This is a genomic window from Streptomyces sp. NPDC048600 (assembly GCF_055587025.1).
Genome location: NZ_JBVJGZ010000042.1, coordinates 27,723 through 49,958 on the forward strand (window position 1 = coordinate 27,723; position 22,236 = coordinate 49,958).

Consider the following 22,236-nt stretch of genomic DNA (forward strand, 5'->3'; position numbering starts at 1 on the left):
AGGTCTTTCTTTTTCTCCCCCCCGGCGAAACCCCCCCCCCCACGCGGGGGCGAGAGGGGGCCCCCCCCCCCCAGGACCTGGCGCGCGGGTTCGGGTCCCGGGAGCTGACCCGGCGCCGTCGGTGACCTGAACGCCGACGGTGCCCGGTCAGTCCTCGGGGGCGGGGACCACCGTGAGGTGGCCCGCCGTGCGGCGGACCCGCGGCGCGCTGCCACGGTTTCCGGCGGGGCGGCGGCCGCGCAGGACCAGGGTCAGGCGGGTGCGGTCCATGTCCCGCAGGGTCCTCGGGGTCTCGTCGACGATCCGGCAGTCGGTGGCGCCCCAGCGGGGGTCGGGGTGGAGCAGCGGCCTTACGGAGCCGTCGTGTTCGAGGGCCGTCTCGCCCATCGCGCGCACCCAGTGCGGCAGGCCCTGGCGGTAGGCGGCCTCCATGAAGGGGTCCTGGGCGATGTCCCGGCGCACCGCCTGGAGGGCGGGGTCGTGGCCGTTGCGCTCCACGGCCGCCGCGAACTGGGCCAGCATCGGCAGGCACCACCGCGACTCGTGCTCGCCGAGGACGGAGCCCGCGTCGGGGTGGAAGAGGACGAACCGCAGGAAGTTGTCCGACGGCATGGCGGTCGGATGCGGCCCCACGCCACGGAAAAGTGACTGGAACGCACCGTTCGAGAGCAGCACGTCCCAGCGCTGGTCCACGATGAACGAAGGGAAGGGGACGGCCTCCACGAGCGCGGCGTAGTCCTCCAGATACTCCTGGGCCTGAGGACGGACGGGAGCGGACCGCGGTGCCGGCCGCTGCCCACCTGCCTGGTATGCCATCGGGAGGTCACCCCTCTTGCCTATGCGGCCTTCTCGCGGCGCACCGATCCTGCTGCGCCGACGGTAGGCATGTCAACTATCGTGGCATTCCACGACTGTTGACGGCTGAAATTGGCCACAGTTGTGGCGAGACCTGGATGTGAGTTCGAAGCACCCGCTACGCTCCGGGAAGTTCACGGAGACCACATGTGAGTTGGCTGTGCGAGACGTAGGAGACACGTCGGTGGCGGATGGCTACGAGGTTCCGGACGGCACGGCGTCGGCTGTCCTGCCGGCCGTCGTCGTCCGCGTCACCGCGCTGGCCGACCGGCTCGGCGTGCCGCACGCGGAGGTGTTCGACACGGGACGGCTGTCCGTGGCCTCCGGTGTCCCCGAGCCCGTCGTGAGGGATCTGCTCCGGGGCCGCCCGGCGGGCGAGCCCGACGTACAGGCACGCTTCCTCCAGCGCCTGGACCTGCTGCGGCGCACCCGGCTGAAGCCCAACGGGCGCAAGTACACCCAGCAGGAGATCGCCGACGGGGCGGGCATGTCCCGGCAGCAGGCCGGTGCCCTCATCAACGGCGACCGGCGGCCCACCATGGAGCACTGCGACGCCATCCAGCGGTTCTTCCGGGTGCACGCGGGCTTTCTGACCGCCGCGGACGGCGAGGCCCTCGCCGGTTCCCTCCAGCGCACCGAGCAGGACCTGCTCCAGAAGCTCGCCGACCGGGAACGGCAGGCGATGGCCGTCGCCCCCGAGGACCCGCTGGAGCGGCTGCTCCAGGACCACGGCGTGCGCGGGATCGCCTGGCGGGCCGCGCAACTGCCCACCGACCAGCACCGCGACAAGGTCGCGGAGTGGCTGGACATGCTCCTGGAGAGCGTCAAACGGCCCGAGTCGTGAGCCGGGGGAGGACTGTGGGCAACGCCCGGGAAATGCGCCGCCTGTGCGGCGGTCTGGTCGCGGAGCTGCGGCTGGCCGCCCCCGTGGCACCCGTCGAGCTGTACACCGCGCTGTGCGAGGGCATGAGCCGGCGGCGCGGTCGCCCGGTGAAGCTGCGCATGGCCGCCTTCCCGCCCGGCACCGCCAGCGGCCTGTGGATCGACATGGCCGACCAGGACCTGGTGATCATCGAGGAGCGGACCGCCCCCGAGCATCAACTGGTCATCCTCGGACACGAGTTGTGGCACATGCAGGCCGAGCACGGCGGTCACCACGTGGAGGGCGCGGCGGTGGCGGCCCGGCTGCTGGACGACGCCGCCGACCTCCAGGCGACCGTACTGCGGGTGGCCGCCCGCAGCCGCTTCGAACTCGACGACGAGCGGGAGGCCGAGGAGTTCGGCATGCTGCTGGCGAGCAAGTGCCGTACCTGGCTGGCAGATTCGTCCGGCCGGGGCCCGCTGCGCCGCGACCGGCTGGCCGGCCGGATCGAGACCTCGCTGGGCTATCTCGGGCCGCAGGGCTGAGCGGGCTGCGGGGCTGAGGCCCGCAGGGTTGACCGGGTACGGGCTGAGTGTCCCGCAGGACCGAGCGGGGCGGCGGGGCCATCTGGCCCCTTCGTCGTGTCGGGCACGGCGACGCCACCGGCTTCCGCCGGAAGGGCCCTCGGCGCCCCGGGTGTGGCTTCGCGTCCGCTGAGCGGGCGAACCGGCGTGCGCTCCCACCGCTTTGTCAGTGCCTGCGTGCAAGCTGGAGGGTGCGTCACCGTGCCGCGGGGGCGTACGTGCCGTCAGGGCGCGTGACCGACCAGCCGACACGGGGAGAGCCGACCGATGCCCACGACCGTCCTGACCGACCGGGAACGCACGGCCGTCCAGGCCTATCTGCGCCTGCTGCACACGGTCCGGGCCGCCTTCGACGCCGCCGACGGGCCACCGGGCGCGTCCCGGCCGCCGGCCGTCCCGCCGTCCGTCCTCGCCGAGGCCGAGCAGGCGCTCGCCGCCGCGGGTCTGAGAGGGAACGAGGAGGAGTTCTTCGGGCTGCTGCAGAGCTGCCGCCCGCACGGGTGACACCGGGGGCGCGCCGCTGACGTCCGTACGGGCTCCCGGGGGCATCGGACAGCCGTATTCCTCGGGCCCGGGAGGCTCGGGCGACCGTGCTCCTCGGGCACCCGGGCGGCCGTCCAGGTCCCGCGCCCTCAAACCCCCTGGGGCGTCTCGCGCGGCAGGATCACGCGCGGGATGCCCGGGGGCTGCTCGCGGCGGCGCCACTCACGCGGGTAGCCCACCGAGACCTCCTCGAAGGGGACACCGTCCAGCACGGTGCTGCGCGGGATGTGCAGATGGCCGTAGACCATGGCGGCCACGTCGAAGCGGCGGTGCCAGTCGGCCGTCAGAGAGGTGCCGCACCACATAGCGAACTCGGGGTACCACAGCACGTCCATGGGATGCCGGTCGAGCGGGTAGTGGTTGATCAGCACGAACGGCAGGCCGTCCGACTCCTCGGCGAGCCTGCGCCCGGTCAGCTCCACGCGGGCCCGGCACCAGTCCTCGCGGGAGGGATAGGGGTCGGGGTGCAGCAGGTCCTCGTCGTTGCAGACGACCCCGGTCCCCCGGGCGTAGGCCAGGCCCTCCTCCTTGGTGGTGCAGCCGCCCGGCAGGAAGGTGTAGTCGTACAGCAGGAACAGCGGGGCCACCCGGACCGGGCCGCCCGGACCCTGCCAGACGGGGTAGGGGTCCTCGGGCGTGACCACGCCCAGCTCCCGGCAGAGGGCGACCAGGAACTCGTAGCGGGCGACACCGCGCAGGGTCACGGTGTCCTTGGGGTGGGTCCACAACTCGTGGTTGCCGGGCACCCAGACGACCTTGCGGAAGCGCTCGGCGAGCATCTCCAGCGCCCAGCGGACGTCACGGACGGTCTCGGCCACGTCCCCGGCGACGACGAGCCAGTCGTCCGGGTGCTCCGGATACAGCTTCTCGACCAGTGCCCGGTTCTCCGGATACCCGATGTGCAGGTCGCTGATGGCCAGCAGCCGCCCGCTCCCGCCGGCCCTCGACGCCACCCGTCCGCCCTTCCTCCGCCGTCCACCGTCCGTGACTACGACAACACACTCCGCGCCCCGCCGACAAGGCGATCCCGGGACACCTCGACACCCTGCCCCGGACCGGTCGATCCGTAACACCGGCGTTGCACGCGGGGCCCCTCGAAAGCCGTATGATCCCCCCAACACCACCGCCTCGAACTCCCTTCTCCAGGGCGGTTCGGTGTCCCTTCCTCCACCCTGCCCGGGCACGGGCCGCTCCGTCCTGCCCGCGAACCGTGAAAGGCGGCCTGCATGGTCTCTCGCGTACGCGTCTGGCTCAACCGCACGTACGCGGAGAACGTGTTCTTCATGGATCAGCTGCGGAGAAATCCCAGCGACCGGGCCGTCGAGATCCATGCCACGCACGGCGACCCGGACTCCCCCGTACTGGCCGCCGCCGACACCGCCGAACTGGAGCCGGAGGGCCTGTCCCCGGCCGCGTACGTCGAGTTCGCGCTCGACCAGTGCGCCCGGCGCGGCATCGACGTGTTCGTCCCCCGGCTGCACCAGTCGGCCATCGCGGCGCACCGGGCGGACTTCGAGGCGGTCGGCACGGCACTGCTCGCACCGACGCCGGAGGCGGTCACCGTCTTCGAGGACAAGATCGTCGCCTATGAGGCGGTACAGGCGATCGGCGTGCCCGTGCCGCCGTGGTGGCGGGTGCGGTCGGCCGACGAACTCGTCGCCGCCGTAGAGGAGTTGGAGGCGGGCGGGTACAAGGCGTGCTTCAAGCCGGCCTCCGGCGCGGGCGGCGTCGGCTTCCGTGTGATCACCCGCGCGCCCTTCTCCCTGGTGCACCTCAACGGCTTCCCGAGCCCGTACGTCCATCTCGACCTGGTCCTCGAGGCGCTGCGCGCGGCGGAGGAGCCGGTGGACTGGCTGGTGATGCCGCGGCTGGAGCAGCCGGAGGTGTCGGTGGACTGCCTCACCGGCACGGACAACCGGGTGCGGCTGGCCGTCGGCAGGACGAAGAACGGGCGGCGGCGCGGGTTCACGCTGAACGAGCAGTGGCTGGAGCCGGCCCGCAGGATCGCCGAGGGGTTCGGGCTGCACCATCTGTCCAACATCCAGTTCCGCATGCTCGGCGACGTCCCGGTGCTGATGGACGTCAACTCCCGGCCGGCCGGCGGGCTGCACCAGCTGTCCCTGTGCGGCATCAACGTGCCGTGGCTCGCCGTGCAGCTGGCGCTCGGGGAGGACCCGGGCGAGGTGGCCCCGCCGTTCCTCGGGCAGGACTACTCGGTGGTGTCCGGGCCGCGGCCGCTGCGTCCGGTGACCCTGCCGCCGCAGCGGGCCGAGGAGACCGAGGTGCTGCTGCCCGCGGTTCCCGCGCAGCCCGTCGAGGCCGTGGAAAGCGCGGCGCAGGTCCTGCCGCTCTGAGCCGCGCGGTCCGGTTGTCCGGGCGCCCGCCCGGACAACCCGTCACCGCCCGCCCCGGCAACCCGCCGCCACCCGCCCGGACAACCCGCCGCCACCCCGAACACACCTACGCCTCACCGGTATGGACCAATCCTGCAAGGGCTCTTGACAGCTCGATTGGTCCATACCAACTTTGTCTGCGCACCATTCCGCACCTCTGTGCACTCCCGAACACCCCACATTCCCCAGGGAGATCGCGTGCGCACCACTTTCCTGAACCGCTCCAGACGCAGAATTCTCGCGCTGTTCGGCGCCGTCGGCCTCGCGGTCGGCGGGGCGGTCGCCCTTCCCGGCACCGCCCACGCGGCGAACATCCTGTCCAACGCCGGTTTCGAGACGGGCTCCCTGTCGCCCTGGACCTGCACCGGCAACCTCGGCTCCGTCGTGAGCTCCCCCGTGCACGGCGGCTCGCGCGCGCTCCAGGGTGCCGCGAGTGCGAGCGACAACGCCAAGTGCGGGCAGACCGTCTCGGTCCAGCCGAACACCACGTACACGCTCAGCTCGTGGGTGCGTGGCTCCTATGTGTATCTCGGTGTGGACGGCGGGGCCTCGACCTGGACCAACTCGCCCACCGCGTACAGCCAGTTGAGCCTGTCCTTCACCACCGGCGCCGCGCAGACCAGCGCCCGGGTGTATGTGCACGGCTGGTACGGGCAGGGGACGTACCACGCCGACGACATCAGCCTCGACGGACCCGGCGGGGGCGGCGGTGACACCCAGGCGCCCACCGTGCCGGGCAGCCTGCGCTCCACGGCCAAGTCCTCGTCCAGTGTGTCGCTGGCGTGGAACGCCTCCACCGACAACGTCGGCGTCACGGCGTACGACGTGTTCAGCGGCTCCAACCAGGTGCTGAGCGTGTCCGGGACGAGCGCCACCGTCTCCGGGCTCGCGGCGAGCACCTCCTACACCTTCACCGTGCGGGCCCGCGACGCGGCGGGGAACAGCTCCCCGGCCTCCAACAGCGTCACCGTGACCACGGACGCGGGCGGCGGCGGGGGCACCGGCTTCAAGCAGGCCGCGCCCTATCTGTACCTCGGCTGGGGCGACCCGCCGAGCGCCACCTCGGTGATGAGCGCGACCGGCATCAAGTGGTACACGATGGCGTTCATCCTCTCGTCCGGCGGCTGCAACCCGGCCTGGGACGGCAGCAGGCCGCTGACCGGCGGCAACGACCAGGCGGTCATCAACTCCATCCGTTCCGCGGGCGGTGACATCGTGCCGTCGATCGGCGGCTGGAGCGGCAACAAGCTCGGCCCGAACTGCTCCACGGCCGAGGCGCTGGCCGGCGCGTACCAGAAGGTGATCGACGCCTACGGTCTGAAGGCCATCGACGTCGACATCGAGAACACGGACGAGTTCGAGAACGCGGCCGTGCAGGACCGCGTCCTGAACGCGCTGAAGATCGTCAAGGCCAACAACCCGGGCCTGCGCACGATCGTCACCTTCGGCACCTCGACCACCGGCCCGACCTACTGGGGCAACCGGCTCATCGACCAGGCCAAGGCGCTCAACGCGGGCATCGACGTCTTCACGATCATGCCGTTCGACTTCGGCGGCGGCGCCGACATGTACGGCAACACCGTGAACGCGACCGAGGGGCTGAAGAACAAGCTGAAGTCCGCGTTCGGCTGGGACGACGCCACGGCGTACGCGCACATCGGCATCTCCGGCATGAACGGGCTGTCCGACCAGCAGGAGCTGACCTCCGTGGCGATCTGGACCCAGATCCGCGACTGGGCGAACTCCCACCACATCGCCCGCCTCGCCTACTGGGCGGTCAACCGTGACCGGCCGTGCCCCGGCGGCGGTGTGACCAGCAACTGCTCCGGCATCAGCCAGAGCAACTGGCAGTTCACGTCGATCACGGCCGGCTTCACCGGCTGAGCCGACCGCCGCCGCGGCGAGCGGCACCCGGCCGGGGGCGTCCCACCAGGGGCGCCCCCGGCGCACGCACGCACGCGCGGCCTCCCGATATCCCTCTCATCGGCGAGGCGGCGCCCCTGACCGGCCCGGATACTGGAACTGCCCTTCCCCGAGGAGCCGCCCATGTCCGCCCGGTCCTGGATCGAGCCCGCCGTCGCCCGGTTGCGCACGGCCAACCCGTACGTCGTCGACGGCGCGCTCGCCGCGCTGGTGCTGTTCGCCGCCTCGTTGCAGTGGATCTTCCCCGACGAGGGCGACGACAGGCTGACCTGGCAGGGCTTCCTGCTGGGCACGGCGACGGCGGTGCCGCTGGTGTGGCGGCGCAGGGCGCCCTTCGCGACGGCGTGGGCGGTGTCCGTGGCCACGGTCGCCATGGCGGTGTACCACGCCCCGCCGCCGACGGTGATCTACGGCGGGCTGGTCGTGCTGTACACGGTCGCCACGCTGTGCCCGCCGATCGAGCGGCGGCTGATGCTGCTGGGCTGGCTGTTCGGGGTGTTCTTCACGGTGTTCCTCAAGGAGGAAGCGCAGCCGTTCGAGTACGCCTTCCATCTGCTGAGCGTGGTGTGCGCCTACGCGCTCGGCATGCTGGCCCGCGTGCAGCGCGCCTACACGGCGGCCCTGGAGGACCGCGCCCGGCGGCTGGAGCGGGAGCGGGCGTCGGACACCGAGCGGGCGCGGGCGCAGGAGCGCTCCCGGATCGCCCGGGACATGCACGACATCCTCGCCCACGCGGTCAGCCTGATGGTGGTGCAGGCCGAGGCCGGTCCGGTGGTGGTGCGCACCGACCCGGCCCGCGCGGAGGCGGTGTTCGACACGATCGCGGCGACCGGGCGGGATGCGATGACCCAGCTGCGGCGCATCCTCGGCGTGCTGAAGGAGGAGCAGCCCGTGACCGGCGGGGAGCGGGTGCCGCAGCCCGGGGTGGCCGCGCTGCCCGCGCTGGCGCACCAGGTGGCCGAGTCGGCGGGGCTGCGGGTGGAACTGCGCACCGACGGCGAGCCGCGGCCGCTGCACCGGGACACCGAGGTCGCGGCCTACCGGGTGGTGCAGGAGGCCCTCACCAACACGGTCAAGCACGCGTACGCTTCTTCCGCGGTGATCGAACTCGACTGGACGGAGCGGGCCTTGACCCTCAGCGTGACCGACGACGGCCGGGGTCCGGCCGGCACGCCCGGGGGGCACGGGCTGATCGGCATCCGGGAGCGGGCCGCCGCCTGCGGGGGCGACGCCGAGGCGGGGCGCGGCCCGGACGGCGGCTTCCGGGTCGTCGTACGCCTTCCGGTGGCGGGCGACCGGGCGGCCCTCGGGTGAGCGTCCGGGTGGTCGTCGCGGACGACCAGGAGCTGGTCCGGACCGGCTTCGGCATGATCCTCCAGGCGCAGCCGGACATCGAGGTGGTGGGCGAGGCGGGCGACGGGGCCGAGGCGGTGGACGCGGTGCGGCGGCTCACCCCGGACGTGCTGCTGCTGGACATCCGGATGCCCGTCATGGACGGCCTGGAGGCGGCCCGGCGGGTGTGCGCCGAGTCGGACTGCAAGGTGGTCATGCTGACCACGTTCGACCTCGACGAGTACGTGTACGACGCGCTGTGCGCGGGGGCCAGCGGATTCCTGCTGAAGGACGTGCGCCGCGACGACCTGGTGCACGCGGTGCGGGTGGTCGCGGCCGGGGACTCGCTGCTCGCCCCGACGGTCACCCGCCGGCTGGTCGCCGACATCGTGCGCCGCCGCCGGGCGGAGGCCGCCGCCGAGGTCACCCCGACACGGCTGGACGTGCTCACCGCCCGCGAGGTGGAGACCCTGCGGATGCTGGCCCGCGGACTGACCAACGCCGAGATCGCGACGACCATGTTCGTCAGCGAGCACACCGTGAAGACGCACGTCAGCAACGTGCTGTCGAAGCTGGGGCTGCGGGACCGGGTGCAGGCGGTGATCTCCGCCTACGAGACGGGTCTGGTGACGCCGGGCGGCGCCGAACACAATGGTCCTTCATGATCGAGATCGGGTTTCTGCGCCCTGAGGACCGCGCCGCATGGGAGCGGCTCGCGCGCGGCTACAAGGAGTTCTACGCCACCGAGACCACCGACGAGGAGTACGAGGCGACCTGGCGGCGCCTGCTGGCGGGCACCGAGGTGTACGGCCTGGGCGCCCGGACGCCCGACGGACACCTGGTCGGCATCACGCACTACCTCTTCCACGCCTCCTGCTGGACGCCCGACAGCTGCTACCTCCAGGACCTGTTCGTGGCCGGGTCCGCGCGGGGCCAGGGAGTGGCCCGCGCGCTGATCGAGGCGGTGGCGGCCCGCGCCCGCGACCGGGGGGCGTCCCGGCTGTACTGGCTCACCCAGGACCACAACAGCACCGCGCGGGCCCTGTACGACAAGGTCGCCGCCTTCAACGGCTTCCTGCGCTACGACTACCCCCTCGGGGACTAGGGCGTTTCGCGCTCCGGGGCGTCAGGTCCCTGACCGTCCGGCCCGTCCAGTTCCTCGAACAGGGTGAGCTGGAGGCCGGCGGGGGCTCGGAGTCGGGAGTTCAGGGAGTTCCAGGGGGTGCGGGTCGGCTCGGCCAGCACCTCCGCGCCCGCGGCGGCCAGCCGCGCGGTGACGGCAGGGGAGTCGCCGACCTGGAAGGCGACCCGCACCTGCCCGGCCACCCGGCGGCCCACCTCGACCTCGTCGATGAACGCCGCGTGCTGCGGGTCGGTGATCTCCAGCGTGGCCCGGCCCGCCTCCAGGATGGTGACCCGGCCGTCCGGGGAGGAGAACGCGGCGCGTTCGGGCAGGCCCAGGACGTCGCGGTAGAAGTGCAGGGCCGTCTCGTAGTCCTCGGCGGTGACGACCAGGCGCAACTCGCGCACGGCGGGTTCGTCGGACATGGCGCTCCTCGGTGATCGCGGCTACCGAACGGGTCAACTCCCCGCACTCGCCGCCTGATTCCCGCGCTCACCCGGTCGTACGAGTAGTTCTGCCGCCCTAGGCGTCTCCAACGACCCGACGGCGGCCGTCCCGCTCGGGCCCGCCCCAGGGGTGCCCGCCTCCGCGGGCCTCTCACCTGGCGCTTCCCCGTGAGGGCTCCTCCTCGCGCAGGACCGACCGCCCGCAGGCTCCCCCCGGCGGACGATCGCCGACCCGCTCCCCCTCCCCCGCGCGGCCCATTCCCGGCCGCGACTCCCCCGTACGACCGAGTCCCGCAAACCGCTCCCTCCGGCGATCCGGTGGAAGGGGGTCCGGCGGGACTCTGAGGGCGAAGCGATCGGACAACTCCGGGAGGGGCCGTGCTCGCCACGCTCGCCCGGGCGGCGACCCGCCGCCCGCTCACCGTCATTCTGCTGTGGACCCTGTTCCTGATCATCGGTTTCGGCCTCGGGACGGGCGTCTTCGGGCGGCTGTCCGACAATGTGCCGGAGGTCCCGGGCACGGAGTCGCAGCGCGCAGCCCAGTACCTCGACCGCAACGACCCCACCGGCGAGTCGCTCACCGCCGTCGTGGAGGGCGTGCCCGTCGCCGACGCGGACCTGCGGGTCCAGGTGGAGCGGGCCGTCGACGACGTACGGAACATCGCCGGGGTGGCCGCGGTGCCCGACCCGTACGGGACGCCCGGTCTGGCCGCCGAGGACGGGCGCGCCCTGATCATCCCGGTCACCCTGGAGGGCGGTCTCGACGACGCCGCCGAGGAGGACGCGGTGGACGCGGCGGCCGAGCGCATCCGGGAGATCGACGCGCCCGAGGTGCACGTCAGCGGCGGCCCCCTGCTCGGGCAGCAGCTCGGCGAGCGCGCCCAGGAGGACGTGAAGAACGCCGAGCTGATCTCGCTGCCGGTGGTGCTGGGTCTGCTGCTGGTGGTGTTCGGCGGACTGCGCACGGCGGCGCTGCCGCTGGTGATCGCGGTGAGCGGGATCGCGGGCGCGTTCCTGGCGCTGTTCGTGTTCAGCGAGGTCACCGACATCTCCGTGTACGCCATCCAGGTGACGACGATGCTGGGCCTGGGCCTCGCGGTGGACTACGCGCTGCTGATGCTGGTCCGCTTCCGCGAGGAACGGCGGACCACCGACGACGTGGTCCTGGCCGTGCGGCGCACGGTCGAACGGGCCGGCCGTACGGTGCTGTTCTCCGGGCTGACGGTCGCGGTCAGCCTGACCGGGCTGCTGGTCTTCCCGAGCGTGTTCCTGCGCAGCATGGGTCTGGCCGTGGCCGCCGTGGTGGTGCTGGACATGCTGGCCGCGGTCACCCTGCTGCCCGCGCTGCTGACCAAGTTCGGCGGGAAGATCCCCCCGGCCAAGGTCCGCCCCGACGGCGAGGAGGGCCGCTTCTTCGCCCGCGTCGCCCGCTTCTCGGCCCGCCACAAGATCGCCGTCCTGGCCACCGCGGTGCCCGCCCTGCTGGTACTGGCCCTGCCGGTCAGCGGTCTGCGGATCGCCATCGGCGACGCCACACAGCTGCCCGCGAGCACCGAGGCACGGCAGCTCTACGACACCGTCGGCGAGCACTTCCCGCCGGGCAGCGGCGTCGACCCGGTCACGGTCCTGGTCCGGCCGGACGCGGACCCGGGCACCGTCGGCCGTGTCCTCGCCCTGCGGCCCGGCGCCACGGAGCGTGAACTGCCCGACGGCGCCACCGTGATCTCGCTGCCCCCGACCGGCAGTGTGGACGGCACGGCGGCGACCGACCTGGTGCGCGAGGTGCGTGAGGTGCGCGGGGACGAGCCGGTGGAGGTCACCGGCACCGCCGCGGAGCTGGTCGACTTCCGCCAGATGCTCGCCGACCGTGCCCCGCTGGCGGCGCTGACCGTGCTGGCCGGCATCTTCGTCCTGCTGTTCGCCTTCACCGGCTCGGTGCTGCTGCCGCTGCGGACCATCGCGACGACACTGCTGAGCCTCGGCGCCGCGCTCGGTGTGGTGGTGTGGGTGTTCCAGGACGGGCATCTGGCCGGGCTGCTGGGCGCCGAGGGGCTGGGCGCGCTGAGTCTGACCGCGCCGCCGCTGATCGTCGCGATCGCGTTCGGACTGGCCATGGACTACGAGCTGTTCATCCTGGCCCGCATCCGTGAGGCGCGGGAGCAGGGCGAGGACGAGTCGGAGGCCGTGGTGACGGGGCTGCGCCGGTCCGGCCGGGTGGTGACCTGCGCGGCGCTGCTGCTGGCGGTGGTGTTCGGCGCCTTCATGACCGGCGGATTCTCCCCGATCCTGCAGATCGGGCTCGGGCTGACGCTGGCGGTGCTGATCGACGCGACGGTGGTGCGCATGCTGCTCGTCCCGGCGACGATGGCCCTGCTGGGCCGCCGCGCCTGGTGGGCACCGCGGCCGCTGCGCCGGGTGCACGACCGGATCGGGCTGCGCGAGGAGGCTCCGACGGAACGGGAGCTGGTCCGCCAGTGACCTCACCGCGCTGAAGCCCCCCGAAACCCACGGGCCGTCCGCCGTCAGCCACGGTGGACGGCCCGTTCCGGCTGCCGCCACTCGCTTCCGACGGACGGCCCGTTCCGCCGGCGCCGCGCACTTCCGGCGCCCGTCCCGTCCGCCTGCCGGGCACCGCGACGCGCGCTCCGCCGTCCCGGCTTTCTTCCGGCGGACGGCCCGGCCCGTGACCGGCCGTTCTCCGCCCGGCCCGCTGCCGACGGTCGGCCCGGCCCGCCGGGTGACCGGCCCCGCCCGCCGGGTGACCGGTCGCCCGCCGCCCGCACACCCGTCCCCCAACCCTCCCGATGCCCGGCCCGTCCCGCTTCAGCACCTGAACTCCCCTGTGACTCAAGGGATTTCCTTGCTTCACCTCTTGACGGCCGGGGCGGTCCGGAGCACATTGGGGCGCGGCCTGAGAGCGCTCTCAGAATCACTCGCAGAATCACCCCGAAGCCACACCGTCTCCCCGGACGGCTCTCGGGACGCTCTCAGGCCCTCAACGCACAGCTCTCGCACGGCAGTACGGCTCCCCGCATCCCCCGTATCCCGAGAGGCAACCCCCACATGAGCGACACCCCAGGCATGCGCAGACGGCGCACGCTGCGCCAGGCACTGGTGGCGGGCTTCGGCGCGCTCGCCCTCGCCGCGGCCGCCGCGACGACCGCCACCACCACGGCGAGCGCCTCCGCCCCGCCGCCCCCGTCCGGCTGGACGCAGGTCTTCGCCGACGACTTCGACGGCGCGGCCGGCTCCGGTGTGAACACCTCCAACTGGCAGTACGCCACCGGGACCTCCTACCCCGGCGGACCCGCCAACTGGGGCACCGGCGAGGTCGAGACGATGACCTCCAGCACCAGCAACGTGGCCCTGGACGGCAGCGGCAATCTGCGCATCACCCCGCGCCGCGACGCGTCCGGCAACTGGACCTCGGGCCGCATCGAGACCCGCCGCACCGACTTCCAGCCCCCGGCGGGCGGCAAGCTGCGCGTCGAGGCCCGGGTGCAGATGCCGAACGTCACCGGCGCCGCGGCCAAGGGCTACTGGCCCGCGTTCTGGATGCTCGGCGCGCCGTACCGCGGCAACTACTGGAACTGGCCGGCCGTCGGCGAGCTGGACATCATGGAGAACGTCCAGGGCCTGAACACCGTCTGGGCCACGATGCACTGCGGCACCACCCCCGGCGGCCCGTGCAACGAGACCACCGGCATCGGCGGCTCCACCACCTGTCCGGGCGCGACCTGCCAGTCGGGCTTCCACACCTACCGCATGGAGTGGGACCGCTCGACGAGCCCGGAACAGGTCCGCTTCTACGTCGACGGCGTCAACTACCACACGGTGCGGGCCAACCAGGTCGACGCGACCACCTGGGCCAACGCCACCAACCACGGCTACTTCGTCATCCTGAACGTGGCGATGGGCGGCGGCTTCCCGGCCGCCTTCGGCGGCGGCCCGGACAGCGGGACGGTGCCCGGGTACGCGATGGTCGTCGACTACGTCCAGGTGCTGTCCGCGGGCGGCGGCGGCACCACACCGCCGCCGACCGGCAACCGCGACGCCTACACCGCCATCCAGGCCGAGTCGCACGACAGCCAGTCCGGCACGATGACCGAGACCACCACGGACTCCGGCGGCGGCCAGAACATCGGGGCGCTGGCGAACGGCGACTGGGCGCTCTACCGGGGCGTCGACTTCGGCTCCTCTGCGGCCCGCCAGTTCAGCGCCCGGGTGGCGAGCGGCGCCGGTTCGGGCGTGAGCGGCCTGGTCGAGGTGCGGCTGGACAGCCGTACGAACGCACCGATCGGCAGCTTCGCGGTGGGCAACACCGGGGGCTGGCAGTCGTGGCGGACCGTGCCCGCCAACATCAGTGGGGTGACCGGCACGCACGATGTCTATCTGACCTTCACCAGCGGCCAGCCGGCCGACTTCGTGAACGTCAACTGGTTCACCTTCGGCCGCTGAGCGCACGGTTCGCCCTGCCCGGCCCGGTCCGCCGTCTGACGGGGCGCCACATCGGCGCCCCGTCAGCGCGTTTCGGGCCGATCCCTTCGGCCCGCCGCCCGGCGGGACCGTCGACCGCACCCCCTCAGCGCAGCTCCGCCCGGAACGCCGCCGGTGTCACCTCCGTGTGCTGATGGAAGAACTTGGAGAAGTTCGCCGCGTCGGGGAAGCCGACCGCCACGCCGACGCGGCCGATGGGCAGGTCGGTGTGGGCCAGCAGACGCTTGGCCTCCAGGACGACCCGTCGGTCGATGAAGCCCTTCGGGGTCTGGCCGGTGGCGGCGCGCACCGCGCGCACCAGGGTGCGGCGGGAGATGGCGAGGGCGTCGGCGTAGGCGCTGACGCTGTGGTTGGTGGCGAAGCCCCGCTCGACCGCGTCCCGGAAGAGGGTGAACGTGGTGTCGGACTGGTGCCGCTCGGCCTCCGCGGAGCCGGCCGCGAGATGGGCGAGGCGCAGCAGGAACGCCGTGAGGGAGTGCCGCAGGACCGCGGTGTGCAGGCCGAGCGGGAGGGTCCGGTCGTCCTCGTACTCTCGGCGCAGCTGCTCCAGCGAGGACGTCAGCGCCGCGAGGCGTGCCGGGTCGGGGCGCAGCAGCGGGGGCAGGTCGTAGCGGTAGAGGCCGGTGGTCTCGACGGTGGCGCGGGGCAGGAAACCGGGCTGCATGGTCAGGACGGTTCCGCGGTACTCGTCCGCGGTCGAGAAGCGGTGCACCTGTCCGGGGCGGATCCAGAGCAGGTCGCCGGCGCGGGCCTCGTACTCGGCGAAGTCCACCATGTGGCGGACGGGACCGGCGGAGAAGAGCATCACCACGTGGAAGTCGATGCGGTGGACCTTGTCCAGCGGCGCGTCGTCGGCGTGCCAGGTGTGCCCCGAGCCGAGGGAGCCGACCTGCATGCCGACGCCGCTGACGCTGAGGTCGGAGGGGAAGGCGAAGGTTCTGATGCCCTCGCCGTCGTCGGCGCGCGCGCCGGCGGAGCCGCCCCGGTGCTCGTCCGCAGCGCGCGCGGTGTTTCTGTCCGCCATGTCCTTCTCGTACTGCCTCGTCCGTACGGGTGATGTCCCACTTTCACCAAAGGCTGACACACGCCGACCTGGCCGCCTAAAAGTCAGACTTTTAATCTCTAACGCGTACGACCAGCAATCCCGCTCTTTCAGAGGACTTCTTGAAGATGAGCACGCAGACGCCCGACAGCTTCGAGTGGACCGGACTCGACCGGCGTGCCGTCGACACCGCCCGCCTTCTGGCGGCCGATGCCGTGCAGAGGGTGGGCAACGGCCACCCGGGCACCGCGATGAGTCTGGCTCCCGCCGCGTACACGATCTTTCAGAAAGTGATGCGGCACGACCCGGCCGATCCGGAGTGGACCGGCCGCGACCGCTTCGTGCTGTCCCCCGGCCACACCTCGCTGACCCTGTACACGCAGCTCTACCTGGCCGGCTACGAACTGGAGCTGGAGGACCTCGAGGCCTTCCGTACCAGGGGCTCGAAGACGCCCGGCCATCCGGAGTACGGCCACACGGCCGGTGTGGAGACCACCACCGGCCCGCTCGGCCAGGGCGTGGCCAACGCCGTCGGCATGGCCATGGCCGCCCGCTACGAGCGCGGTCTGTTCGACCCGGACGCCCCGGAGGGCACCTCACCGTTCGACCACACGGTCTGGGCGATCGTCTCCGACGGCGACCTCCAGGAGGGCGTCTCCGCCGAGGCCTCCTCGCTCGCCGGCCACCAGCGGCTCGGCAACCTGGTCCTCCTCTACGACGACAACCACATCTCCATCGAGGGCGACACCGCGACCGCGTTCTCCGAGGACGTCCTCGGGCGCTACGCGGCCTACGGCTGGCACACCCAGCGGATCGAGCCGACCGCCGAGGGGGATGTGGACGTACACGCCCTGTACACGGCCCTGGAGTCGGCCCGGGCCGAGACCGCGCGGCCCTCGATCGTCGCGATGCGCACGATCATCGCCTGGCCCACCCCGAACGCCCGGAACACCGAGGCCTCGCACGGCTCCGCGCTCGGCGAGGAGGAGGTCGCGGCCACCAAGCGCCTGCTCGGCTTCGACCCGGAGCGGACCTTCGAGGTCCCCGCCGAGGTGCTGGTCCACACCCGCCGGGCCCTGGACCGGGGCGCCGAGGCGCACACCGCCTGGGACAAGCGGATCGCCGCGTGGCGGACCGACCACCCCGGGCGCGCCGAGCTGTTCGACCGGATCGTCGCGGGCCGGCTGCCCGAGGACTGGGAGTCCGTGCTCCCGGTGTTCGAGGAGGGCCGCTCGCTGGCCACCCGTGCCGCGTCCGGCAAGGTCCTCCAGGCCCTCGGCCCGGTCCTGCCCGAGCTGTGGGGCGGCTCCGCCGACCTCGCCGGGTCGAACAACACCACGATCGACAAGGCCTCGTCGTTCCTGCCCGAGGGCAACCCGCTGCCCGAGGCCGACCCGTACGGCCGTACGGTCCACTTCGGCATCCGTGAGTTCTCGATGGCCGCGGAGATGAACGGCATCGCCCTGCACGGCAACACCCGCGTCTACGGCGGCACCTTCCTGGTGTTCTCCGACTACATGCGCAACGCCGTCCGTATGTCGGCCCTCATGCAGCTGCCGGTGACCTACGTCTGGACGCACGACTCCATCGGTCTCGGCGAGGACGGTCCCACCCACCAGCCGGTGGAGCACCTGGCCTCGCTGCGCGCGATCCCGGGCCTGAACGTGGTCCGGCCGGCCGACGCCAACGAGACGGCTGTCGTCTGGGCGGAGATCCTGCGCCGCCACTCCACCCGCCCGGCCCCGCACGGCCTGGCCCTCACCCGGCAGGGCGTACCGACGTACGCGCCGAACCCGGACGCCGCGCGCGGCGGTTACGTCCTGCGCGACTCCTCCACCGCGACCCCCGACGTCGTCCTGATCGCCACCGGCTCCGAGGTCTCGCTCGCCGTCGCCGCGCGGGAGGCGCTGGAGGCCGGGGGGACCGGCACCCGGGTGGTGTCGATGCCGTCGGTGGAGTGGTTCGAGGAGCAGCCGCGCGCGTACCGCGACGCGGTCCTTCCGCCGTCCGTGCGAGCGCGGGTCGCCGTCGAAGCCGGGATCGCTCTGACGTGGTACCGGTTCGTAGGTGACGCAGGACGCATCGTCTCCCTCGAACACTTCGGCGCCTCCGCCGACGCGGACACCCTGTTCGCCGAGTACGGCCTCACCGCCGACGACGTCGCCACCGCGGCCAGGCAATCGCTGGCCGCGGCACGTGGTTGATCCGACCGCCAGAAAGAAGATGATCGAAGAATGACCGAAGCAACCGCCACCGCGGGAGCCCTTCAGCGCCTGTCCGACGAGGGCGTCTCCATCTGGCTGGACGACCTGTCGCGCAAGCGGATCACCACCGGCGATCTGGCTGAACTGCTGGCCACCCGGGGCGTCGTCGGCGTCACCACCAACCCCTCGATCTTCCAGGCCGCCATCGGCTCCGGCGAGGGCTACGAGGAGCAGCTCGCCGACCTCGCCGTGCGGGGCGTCACCACCGACGAGGCCGTGCGGATGATGACCACCGCCGACGTACGGGCCGCCGCCGACATCCTGCGGCCGCTGTACGACGCCACCGGCGGCCGGGACGGCCGGGTCTCCATCGAGGTCGACCCGCGCCTCGCCCACGACACCACGGCGACGATCGCCGAGGCCAGGCAGCTCGCCTGGCTGGTGGACCGCCCCAACGTGATGATCAAGATCCCGGCGACCCGGGCGGGTCTGCCCGCGATCACCGAGGTCCTCGCCCAGGGCATCAGCGTCAACGTGACCCTGATCTTCTCCCTGGAGCGCTACCGCGAGGTGACGGACGCCCATCTCGCGGGCCTGGAGAAGGCGCGGGCCGCGGGCCTGGACCTGGCCGGGATCCACTCCGTGGCCTCGTTCTTCGTCTCCCGCGTCGACACCGAGATCGACGGCCGCCTCGCCGCCCTGGGCACCGACGAGGCCCTCGCCCTCAGGGGCCGGGCCGCGCTGGCCAACGCCCGCCTCGCCTACGAGGCGTACCAGCAGGTCTTCTCCGGCGCCCGCTGGCAGGCCCTGGCCGGCTCCGGCGCCCACGAGCAGCGCCCGCTGTGGGCGTCGACCGGCGTGAAGGACCCGGCGTACAAGGACACGCTGTACGTGGACGAGCTGGTCGCTCCCGGCACGGTCAACACCATGCCGGAGGCCACGCTGAACGCCACCGCGGACCACGGCGAGATCACCGGCGACACCGTCACCGGCGGCTACGACCGTGCCCGCGCCGACCTCGCGGCCCTGGAACGGCTCGGCATCTCCTACGACGAGGTCGTGGCCCGGCTGGAGGACGAGGGCGTGGCCAAGTTCGAGGCGGCCTGGCAGGACCTGCTGGACACCGTCACGAAGTCGCTCATGAGCAAGGGAGTTGACGGGGAATGACCAAGGCGAAGGGCAGGACGGGCCGGCCGGGCGCGAAGGCGCGGTCCGCCGCGGGTGCCGCCCCCGGCTGGGCCAACCCGCTGCGCGACGAGCGCGACCGCAGGCTCCCGCGGATCGCCGGCCCCTCCGGGCTGGTCATCTTCGGCGTCACCGGCGACCTGTCCCGCAAGAAGCTGATGCCGGCCGTGTACGACCTGGCCAACCGCGGTCTGCTGCCGCCGGGCTTCTCGCTGGTGGGCTTCGCCCGCCGGGACTGGGAGGACCAGGACTTCGCGCAGGTCGTCCACGACGCGGTGCGCGAGCACGCCCGTACGCCGTTCCGCGAGGAGGTCTGGCAACAGCTCGCCGAGGGCATGCGGTTCATCCCGGGCGACTTCGACGACGACACGGCGTTCAAGACGCTGCGCCGGACCGTGGACGAGCTGGACGCGGCCCGCGGTACCAGCGGCAACTACGCGTTCTACCTCTCCGTGCCGCCGAAGTTCTTCCCCAAGGTCGTCCAGCAGCTGAAGAAGCACGGTCTGGCCGACGGGCCGGAGGGCTCCTGGCGGCGCGCGGTCATCGAGAAGCCGTTCGGCCACGACCTGGCGAGCGCGCGGGAGCTGAACGCGATCGTGCACGACGTGTTCGACCCGGAGCAGGTCTTCCGGATCGACCACTACCTCGGCAAGGAGACCGTCCAGAACATCCTGGCGCTGCGCTTCGCCAACCAGATGTTCGAACCGATCTGGAACCGTTCGTACGTCGACCATGTGCAGATCACGATGGCCGAGGACATCGGCATCGGCGGCCGCGCGGGCTACTACGACGGCATCGGCTCGGCCCGTGACGTCATCCAGAACCACCTGCTCCAGCTGATGGCGCTCACCGCGATGGAGGAACCCGCCGCCTTCGACGCGGGCTCGCTGCTCACCGAGAAGCTGAAGGTCCTCAAGGCCGTGAAGCTGCCGGAGGACCTGGGCCGGCACACCGTGCGCGGCCAGTACGCGCCGGGCTGGCAGGGCGGCGCGCAGGTGCGCGGCTATCTGGAGGAGGACGGCATCGACCAGGCCTCCACCACGGACACCTACGCGGCGATCAGGCTGAACGTGGACAACCGCCGCTGGGCGGGCGTGCCGTTCTATCTGCGCACCGGAAAGCGCCTCGGCCGCCGGGTCACGGAGATCGCGGTCGTCCTCCAGCGGGCCCCGCACTCCCCGTTCGACTCCACGGCCACCGAGGAGCTCGGCCAGAACGCCATCGTCATCCGGGTGCAGCCGGACGAAGGCGTCACCGTCCGCTTCGGCTCCAAGGTGCCCGGCACCTCGATGGAGATCCGGGACGTGACGATGGACTTCGCCTACGGCGAGTCGTTCACCGAGTCCAGCCCGGAGGCCTACGAGCGGCTCATCCTGGACGTCCTCCTCGGGGACGCCAACCTGTTCCCCCGTCACCAGGAAGTGGAAGAGTCCTGGAAGATCCTCGACCCGATCGAGGAGTACTGGGCGGCACACGGCCGGCCGGCGCAGTACGCGTCGGGCAGCTGGGGCCCCGAGGAAGCGGACGAGATGCTCGCACGAGACGGACGGAGCTGGCGCAGGCCATGAAGATCGACCTGACCGACACCACGGCAAGCAAGATCAACAAGGCGTTGGTGCAGGGCCGCCGCGCCCTCGGCACCCCGGCCGTGGGCATGGTCCTGACGATGGTGATCGTCACGGACGAGGAGAACGCCTACGACGCCATCAAGGCCGCCGAGCGCGCCTCGCACGAGCACCCCTCGCGCACCCTCGTCGTCATCAAGCGGCACGCCCGCACCCCGCGCGACCGCACCGCCTCCCGGTTGGACGCCGAGGTCCGCGTGGGCGCCGACGCGGGCACCGGCGAGACCGTGGTGCTGCGCACCTACGGCGAGGTGTCCGACCACGCCGACTCGGTCGTGCTGCCGCTGCTGCTGCCGGACGCCCCGGTGGTCGTGTGGTGGCCGGTGGACGCCCCCGAGGTGCCCGCCAAGGACCCGCTCGGCGCGCTGGCCCAGCGCAGGATCACCGACATGTACGCGGTCGAGCACCCGCTGGACGCGCTGGAGCTGCGCGTACGCTCCTACGCCCCCGGCGACACCGACCTCGCCTGGACCCGGCTGACGCCATGGCGTTCGATGCTCGCCGCCGCCCTGGACCAGGCGCGGGCGAAGGTGACCTCGGCGGCGGTGGAGAGCGAGGCGGAGAACCCCAGCGCCGAGCTGCTGGCCCGCTGGCTGGAGGCCCGCCTCGGCGTCACCGTCGACCGTGTCGTCACGGCCGGGCCCGTGGTCACCGCCGTACGGCTGGGCAGCGAGCACGGCGAGATCGTCATCGACCGCCCCGAGGGCCCGCTGGCCACGCTGTCCCTGCCCGGCCAGCCCTCGCGCACCCTCGCCCTGAAGGTGCGCCAGACGTCCGAACTCATCGCCGAGGAGCTGCGGCGCCTCGACGCCGACGAGATGTACGCCGTCGCCCTGCGGGGCGAGGCCGCCAAGGAGACCGCCACTCATGTCTGACTCCCCCAAGCTGAACCTGCGCCCGGAGTGGGCCGCGCTGGAGGACCACCGTGCCGAGGGGCAGCGGACCCTGCGCGAGCTGTTCGCCGCGGACCCCGGCCGCGCCGAGCGGTACGTGGTGCGCGTCGGTGACCTGCGCATCGACTACTCCAAGCACCTGATCACCGACGAGACCCTCGCCCTGCTGCACGAGCTGGCCGTGGCCACGGATGTGTTCGGGCTGCGGGACGCGATGTTCCGTGGTGAGCGGATCAACAACACCGAGCGGCGGGCGGTTCTGCACACCGCGTTGCGGGCGTCGGCGGACGCGGTGGTCGAGGTGGACGGCGAGAACGTGATGCCCGCCGTGCACGCGGTGCTGGAGAAGATGGCCGCCTTCGCCGGGCGGGTGCGTTCCGGTGAGTGGACCGGTCACACCGGCCGGCGGATCCGTAATGTCGTCAACATCGGTATCGGCGGCTCCGATCTGGGCCCCGCGATGGCCTACGAGGCGCTGCGCGCGTTCACCGACCGGGCGCTGACCCTGCGGTTCGTCTCGAACGTCGACGGTGCGGACCTGCACGAGGCCGTGCGTGACCTCGACCCGGCCGAGACGCTGTTCGTGGTCGCGTCCAAGACGTTCACCACGATCGAGACGGTCACCAACGCCACTTCCGCCCGCACCTGGCTGCTGGAGGGGCTGGGCGGTGAGGAGAAGGCCGTCGCCCGTCATTTCGTGGCGCTGTCGACGAACGCGGGGAAGGTCGC

The 22,236-nt window shown here is 72.3% G+C and carries 20 protein-coding genes; 15 read left to right on the plus strand and 5 right to left on the minus strand.

The features are described 5' to 3' along the window. Positions 1–147: 147 nt before the first annotated feature. Positions 148–816 (minus strand): MmyB family transcriptional regulator, encoded by a 669-nt coding sequence (locus ACZ6SQ_RS35425; RefSeq protein WP_469569585.1) that lies wholly within the window; start codon positions 814–816, stop codon positions 148–150. Between the two features lie 223 nt (positions 817–1,039). On the opposite strand from ACZ6SQ_RS35425, the gene ACZ6SQ_RS35430 reads away from it, so the two are divergent. From ACZ6SQ_RS35430 to ACZ6SQ_RS35440, 3 genes are all read left to right on the plus strand, one after another. Beyond that, positions 1,040–1,699, plus strand: coding sequence for a helix-turn-helix domain-containing protein (locus ACZ6SQ_RS35430; RefSeq protein ID WP_469569587.1), 660 nt, complete (start codon positions 1,040–1,042; stop codon positions 1,697–1,699). 32 nt (positions 1,700–1,731) lie between these two features. Beyond that, complete coding sequence (locus tag ACZ6SQ_RS35435) at positions 1,732–2,262, plus strand: toxin-antitoxin system, toxin component (protein WP_386378387.1); 531 nt, start codon at positions 1,732–1,734, stop codon at positions 2,260–2,262. Between the two features lie 306 nt (positions 2,263–2,568). After that, the gene (locus ACZ6SQ_RS35440) at positions 2,569–2,805 is read left to right on the plus strand and encodes a hypothetical protein (protein ID WP_469569591.1); all 237 of its coding nucleotides are present in this window, start codon (positions 2,569–2,571) and stop codon (positions 2,803–2,805) included. A gap of 128 nt (positions 2,806–2,933) precedes the next feature. Here the strand turns inward: ACZ6SQ_RS35440 and ACZ6SQ_RS35445 are convergent, their stop codons facing one another. Beyond that, complete coding sequence (locus ACZ6SQ_RS35445) at positions 2,934–3,797, minus strand: metallophosphoesterase family protein (RefSeq protein WP_469569593.1); 864 nt, start codon at positions 3,795–3,797, stop codon at positions 2,934–2,936. A 273-nt stretch (positions 3,798–4,070) separates the two neighbouring features. Between ACZ6SQ_RS35445 and ACZ6SQ_RS35450 the strand changes: the two genes are divergently transcribed. From ACZ6SQ_RS35450 to ACZ6SQ_RS35470, 5 genes are all read left to right on the plus strand, one after another. After that, on the plus strand, positions 4,071–5,198 hold the full coding sequence (locus tag ACZ6SQ_RS35450) for an ATP-grasp domain-containing protein (RefSeq protein WP_469569594.1): 1,128 nt from the start codon (positions 4,071–4,073) through the stop codon (positions 5,196–5,198). Positions 5,199–5,435: 237 nt separating this feature from the next. After that, positions 5,436–7,121 (plus strand): carbohydrate binding domain-containing protein, encoded by a 1,686-nt coding sequence (locus ACZ6SQ_RS35455; RefSeq protein ID WP_469569596.1) that lies wholly within the window; start codon positions 5,436–5,438, stop codon positions 7,119–7,121. A gap of 162 nt (positions 7,122–7,283) precedes the next feature. Continuing rightward, positions 7,284–8,474: a sensor histidine kinase gene (locus ACZ6SQ_RS35460; RefSeq protein ID WP_469569597.1), complete on the plus strand. Its 1,191-nt coding sequence runs from the start codon at positions 7,284–7,286 to the stop codon at positions 8,472–8,474. Continuing rightward, entirely contained in the window at positions 8,471–9,157 is a 687-nt protein-coding gene (locus tag ACZ6SQ_RS35465) for a response regulator transcription factor (RefSeq protein WP_469569600.1), read from the plus strand. Before ACZ6SQ_RS35460 ends, ACZ6SQ_RS35465 begins: the two co-directional genes overlap by 4 nt. Continuing rightward, entirely contained in the window at positions 9,154–9,597 is a 444-nt protein-coding gene (locus ACZ6SQ_RS35470) for a GNAT family N-acetyltransferase (protein WP_469569603.1), read from the plus strand. Before ACZ6SQ_RS35465 ends, ACZ6SQ_RS35470 begins: the two co-directional genes overlap by 4 nt. Here ACZ6SQ_RS35470 and ACZ6SQ_RS35475 read toward each other — a convergent pair. Further along, positions 9,594–10,040 carry a VOC family protein gene (locus ACZ6SQ_RS35475; protein WP_469569605.1) on the minus strand — a complete coding sequence of 149 codons (447 nt, stop codon included), beginning with the start codon at positions 10,038–10,040 and terminating at the stop codon, positions 9,594–9,596. The genes ACZ6SQ_RS35470 and ACZ6SQ_RS35475 overlap by 4 nt on opposite strands. 399 nt (positions 10,041–10,439) lie before the next feature. On the opposite strand from ACZ6SQ_RS35475, the gene ACZ6SQ_RS35480 reads away from it, so the two are divergent. Beyond that, on the plus strand, positions 10,440–12,539 hold the full coding sequence (locus ACZ6SQ_RS35480; protein ID WP_469569608.1) for an MMPL family transporter: 2,100 nt from the start codon (positions 10,440–10,442) through the stop codon (positions 12,537–12,539). Positions 12,540–13,048: 509 nt separating this feature from the next. On the opposite strand, the gene ACZ6SQ_RS35485 is transcribed toward ACZ6SQ_RS35480, so the two are convergent. Beyond that, a complete protein-coding gene (locus tag ACZ6SQ_RS35485; protein ID WP_469569610.1) occupies positions 13,049–13,231 on the minus strand; it encodes a hypothetical protein in 183 nt (60 codons plus the stop codon). On the opposite strand from ACZ6SQ_RS35485, the gene ACZ6SQ_RS35490 reads away from it, so the two are divergent. Beyond that, positions 13,143–14,519, plus strand: a complete 1,377-nt coding sequence (locus ACZ6SQ_RS35490; protein ID WP_469569613.1) for a glycoside hydrolase family 16 protein — start codon at positions 13,143–13,145, stop codon at positions 14,517–14,519. The two genes, ACZ6SQ_RS35485 and ACZ6SQ_RS35490, sit on opposite strands and share 89 nt — an antisense overlap. 124 nt (positions 14,520–14,643) lie before the next feature. Here the strand turns inward: ACZ6SQ_RS35490 and ACZ6SQ_RS35495 are convergent, their stop codons facing one another. Next, entirely contained in the window at positions 14,644–15,582 is a 939-nt protein-coding gene (locus ACZ6SQ_RS35495; RefSeq protein ID WP_469569616.1) for a helix-turn-helix domain-containing protein, read from the minus strand. 146 nt (positions 15,583–15,728) lie between these two features. Here ACZ6SQ_RS35495 and tkt point away from each other — a divergent pair, with 146 nt between their 5' ends. From tkt to ACZ6SQ_RS35520, 5 genes are all read left to right on the plus strand, one after another. Then, a complete protein-coding gene (gene tkt, locus ACZ6SQ_RS35500) occupies positions 15,729–17,804 on the plus strand; it encodes a transketolase (RefSeq protein WP_469569618.1) in 2,076 nt (691 codons plus the stop codon). Positions 17,805–17,834: 30 nt separating this feature from the next. Next, positions 17,835–18,971, plus strand: a complete 1,137-nt coding sequence (gene tal / locus ACZ6SQ_RS35505; RefSeq protein WP_469569621.1) for a transaldolase — start codon at positions 17,835–17,837, stop codon at positions 18,969–18,971. Then, positions 18,968–20,557, plus strand: coding sequence for a glucose-6-phosphate dehydrogenase (zwf, locus tag ACZ6SQ_RS35510; protein WP_469569624.1), 1,590 nt, complete (start codon positions 18,968–18,970; stop codon positions 20,555–20,557). The genes tal and zwf overlap by 4 nt, the downstream gene beginning before the upstream one ends. Beyond that, positions 20,554–21,489, plus strand: a complete 936-nt coding sequence (gene opcA / locus ACZ6SQ_RS35515; RefSeq protein ID WP_469569626.1) for a glucose-6-phosphate dehydrogenase assembly protein OpcA — start codon at positions 20,554–20,556, stop codon at positions 21,487–21,489. Before zwf ends, opcA begins: the two co-directional genes overlap by 4 nt. Further along, a partial coding sequence (locus tag ACZ6SQ_RS35520; protein ID WP_469569630.1) for a glucose-6-phosphate isomerase occupies positions 21,482–22,236 on the plus strand: 755 nt, incomplete at its 3' end. The genes opcA and ACZ6SQ_RS35520, both read left to right, overlap by 8 nt.

Bases quoted from the DNA above. Each gene is read 5' to 3' on its own strand.
- ACZ6SQ_RS35495 (WP_469569616.1), bottom strand. From the start codon at position 15,582: ATGGCGGACAGAAACACCGCGCGCGCTGCGGACGAGCACCGGGGCGGC.
- ACZ6SQ_RS35450 (WP_469569594.1), top strand. From the start codon at position 4,071: ATGGTCTCTCGCGTACGCGTCTGGCTCAACCGCACGTACGCGGAGAAC.
- opcA (WP_469569626.1), top strand. From the start codon at position 20,554: ATGAAGATCGACCTGACCGACACCACGGCAAGCAAGATCAACAAGGCG.
- ACZ6SQ_RS35440 (WP_469569591.1), top strand. From the start codon at position 2,569: ATGCCCACGACCGTCCTGACCGACCGGGAACGCACGGCCGTCCAGGCC.
- tkt (WP_469569618.1), top strand. From the start codon at position 15,729: ATGAGCACGCAGACGCCCGACAGCTTCGAGTGGACCGGACTCGACCGG.
- tal (WP_469569621.1), top strand. From the start codon at position 17,835: ATGACCGAAGCAACCGCCACCGCGGGAGCCCTTCAGCGCCTGTCCGAC.
- ACZ6SQ_RS35475 (WP_469569605.1), bottom strand. From the start codon at position 10,040: ATGTCCGACGAACCCGCCGTGCGCGAGTTGCGCCTGGTCGTCACCGCC.
- ACZ6SQ_RS35490 (WP_469569613.1), top strand. From the start codon at position 13,143: ATGCGCAGACGGCGCACGCTGCGCCAGGCACTGGTGGCGGGCTTCGGC.
- ACZ6SQ_RS35460 (WP_469569597.1), top strand. From the start codon at position 7,284: ATGTCCGCCCGGTCCTGGATCGAGCCCGCCGTCGCCCGGTTGCGCACG.
- zwf (WP_469569624.1), top strand. From the start codon at position 18,968: ATGACCAAGGCGAAGGGCAGGACGGGCCGGCCGGGCGCGAAGGCGCGG.
- ACZ6SQ_RS35425 (WP_469569585.1), bottom strand. From the start codon at position 816: ATGGCATACCAGGCAGGTGGGCAGCGGCCGGCACCGCGGTCCGCTCCC.
- ACZ6SQ_RS35470 (WP_469569603.1), top strand. From the start codon at position 9,154: ATGATCGAGATCGGGTTTCTGCGCCCTGAGGACCGCGCCGCATGGGAG.
- ACZ6SQ_RS35435 (WP_386378387.1), top strand. From the start codon at position 1,732: ATGCGCCGCCTGTGCGGCGGTCTGGTCGCGGAGCTGCGGCTGGCCGCC.